This is a genomic window from Paracoccus sp. S4493 (genome assembly GCF_000967735.1).
Lineage (GTDB): Bacteria > Pseudomonadota > Alphaproteobacteria > Rhodobacterales > Rhodobacteraceae > Paracoccus > Paracoccus marcusii.
The window spans coordinates 2,501-5,783 of sequence record NZ_JXYF01000104.1; the positions used below are offsets into that span (position 1 = coordinate 2,501).

Below are 3,283 nucleotides of genomic sequence, written 5' to 3' on the forward strand. Positions count from 1 at the left end.
AGGGCGTTTGGTGGATGCCTTGGCAGTAAGAGGCGATGAAGGACGTGATACTCTGCGATAAGCCATGGGGAGCTGAGAATAAGCTTTGATCCATGGATTTCCGAATGGGGAAACCCACCTGAAACTTGATTGTTGTTGCCTTCGGGCGGTCAACAATTGGGTTAACCAGGTATCTTTTACCTGAATACATAGGGTTTAAGAAGCGAACCCGGGGAACTGAAACATCTAAGTACCCGGAGGAAAGGACATCAATAGAGACTCCGCTAGTAGTGGCGAGCGAACGCGGACCAGCCGAGCCTTGAGAGTGACGAGAACAGATTGGAAAGTCTGGCCATAGCGGGTGACAGCCCCGTATCGGAAGCTCGATGGGACGTATCAAGTAGGGCGGGACACGTGAAATCCTGTCTGAAGATCGGGGGACCACCCTCGAAGGCTAAGTACTCCTTACTGACCGATAGCGAACCAGTACCGTGAGGGAAAGGTGAAAAGCACCCCGACGAGGGGAGTGAAACAGTTTCTGAAACCGGACGCCTACAAGCAGTCGGAGCCCCCTTGAGGGGTGACGGCGTACCTTTTGTATAATGGGTCAACGACTTGGTCTGTCTAGCAAGCTTAAGCCGTTAGGTGTAGGCGCAGCGAAAGCGAGTCTTAAATGGGCGACATAGTTAGACGGATCAGACCCGAAACCGAGTGATCTAGGCATGAGCAGGATGAAGGTACGGTAACACGTACTGGAGGTCCGAACCCACACCTGTTGAAAAAGGTCGGGATGACTTGTGCCTAGGGGTGAAAGGCCAATCAAACTCGGAGATAGCTGGTTCTCCGCGAAAGCTATTTAGGTAGCGCCTCGGACGTATTCCCTGGGGGGTAGAGCACTGCATGGATGATGGGGGCCCACAGCCTTACTGAGTCTAAGCAAACTCCGAATACCCAGGAGAACTATCCGGGAGACACACGGCGGGTGCTAACGTCCGTCGTGGAGAGGGAAACAACCCTGACCAACAGCTAAGGCCCCCAATTCGTGGCTAAGTGGGAAAGCATGTGAGACTTCCAAAACAACCAGGAGGTTGGCTTAGAAGCAGCCATCCTTTAAAGATAGCGTAACAGCTCACTGGTCTAATCAAGAGGTCTTGCGGCGAAGATGTAACGGGGCTCAAGCCACGAGCCGAAGCTTTGGATGCACCTTAGGGTGCGTGGTAGCGGAGCGTTCTGTGATATAGAACGCTGCCTCTTTAGCCCAGCAATGGTCTACGGAGGCAATGTTCTGACTGTGAAGCCGGGCCGTGAGGCAACCGGTGGAGTGATCAGAAGTGAGAATGTTGACATGAGTAGCGACAAACAGGGTGAGAGACCCTGTCGCCGAAAGTCCAAGGGTTCCTGCTTAAAGCTAATCTGAGCAGGGTAAGCCGGCCCCTAAGGCGAGGCCGAAAGGCGTAGTCGATGGGAACCAGGTTAATATTCCTGGGCCAGGAGATGGTGACGGATCCCGAGGGTAGTTCGATCTTAACGGATTGATCGGGCTGCTTAGGGGTCCCTGGAAATAGCCCTCCACAAGACCGTACCCTAAACCGACACAGGTGGACTGGTAGAGAATACCAAGGCGCTTGAGAGAACCACATTTAAGGAACTCGGCAAAATACCTCCGTAAGTTCGCGAGAAGGAGGCCCGGTTTTTGCGCAAGCAGAGGCCGGGGGCACAAACCAGGGGGTGGCGACTGTTTACTAAAAACACAGGGCTCTGCGAAGTCGTAAGACGACGTATAGGGTCTGACGCCTGCCCGGTGCCGGAAGGTTAAAAGGAGAGGTGCAAGCCTTGAATTGAAGCCCCGGTAAACGGCGGCCGTAACTATAACGGTCCTAAGGTAGCGAAATTCCTTGTCGGGTAAGTTCCGACCTGCACGAATGGCGTAACGACTTCCCCGCTGTCTCAAATGTGGACTCAGCGAAATTGAATTGTCTGTGAAGATGCAGACTTCCCGCGGTTAGACGGAAAGACCCCATGCACCTTTACTACAACTTCGCACTGGCATCAGGATTGCGATGTGCAGGATAGGCGGTAGGCTTTGAAGCGGGGACGCTAGTCCTCGTGGAGCCATCCTTGAGATACCGCCCTTCGCACTCTTGATGTCTAACCGCGGCCCGTTATCCGGGTCCGGGACCCTGCGTGGTGGGTAGTTTGACTGGGGCGGTCGCCTCCCAAACAGTAACGGAGGCGCGCGAAGGTTGGCTCAGACCGGTCGGAAATCGGTCGTTGAGTGCAATGGCAGAAGCCAGCCTGACTGCAAGACTGACAAGTCGAGCAGAGACGAAAGTCGGCCATAGTGATCCGGTGGTCCCGAGTGGAAGGGCCATCGCTCAACGGATAAAAGGTACGCTGGGGATAACAGGCTGATGATGCCCAAGAGTCCATATCGACGGCATCGTTTGGCACCTCGATGTCGGCTCATCTCATCCTGGGGCTGGAGCAGGTCCCAAGGGTACGGCTGTTCGCCGTTTAAAGAGGTACGTGAGCTGGGTTTAGAACGTCGTGAGACAGTTCGGTCCCTATCTGCCGTGGGTGTTGGAGACTTGAGAGGAGCTGCCCCTAGTACGAGAGGACCGGGGTGGACGTTCCACTGGTGGACCAGTTGTCGTGCCAACGGCAGTGCTGGGTAGCTATGAACGGACAGGATAAACGCTGAAGGCATCTAAGCGTGAAGCCCCCCTCAAAACAAGGTCTCCCTTGAGAGCCGTGGAAGACCACCACGTCGATAGGCCGGAGATGTAAGTGCAGCAATGCATTCAGTTGACCGGTACTAATGGCTCGATAGGCTTGATTTGATCCGGAAGAAGCAGGATTACCCTCCTTCCTCCAAAGCATCCTTGGACAATATCAGACTCCTCAAAAGGGTCCGACGCTGAGCGTTTCTTTCCTGGTCTGGTGGCCCTAGCGCGAGCAAAACACCCGATCCCATCCCGAACTCGGCCGTTAAGTGCCGCTGCGCCGATGGTACTGCGTCTTAAGACGTGGGAGAGTAGGTCACCGCCAGACCTGGTAAGAAACGCAATATCTCTCTGATACGATGAAATAAACCCGATCAGGACAACCTTGGCGCGGGGTAGAGCAGCCCGGTAGCTCGTCAGGCTCATAACCTGAAGGTCACAGGTTCAAATCCTGTCCCCGCAACCACAGAAACAGACCCAACACCAGCCCCGGCCACACGCCGGGGCTTTCGCATGTTTGCCTGTTCAGGACAAACTTGGCATTCCGCAAGGCAAAGAATCGCCGCAAGCTTACCCAGAAC

The 3,283-nt window shown here is 54.7% G+C and carries 1 tRNA gene and 2 rRNA genes (1 of these 3 only partly in view); all 3 read left to right on the forward strand.

The window, feature by feature from the left end:
• A 23S ribosomal RNA gene (locus tag TW83_RS13370) occupies positions 1 to 2,819 on the forward strand; it begins 14 nt to the left of the window's first position.
• Between the two features lie 96 nt (positions 2,820 to 2,915).
• Positions 2,916 to 3,030, forward strand: a 5S ribosomal RNA gene (rrf, locus tag TW83_RS13375).
• 61 nt (positions 3,031 to 3,091) lie between these two features.
• A tRNA-Met gene (locus TW83_RS13380) sits at positions 3,092 to 3,168 on the forward strand.
• Positions 3,169 to 3,283 lie beyond the last annotated feature (115 nt).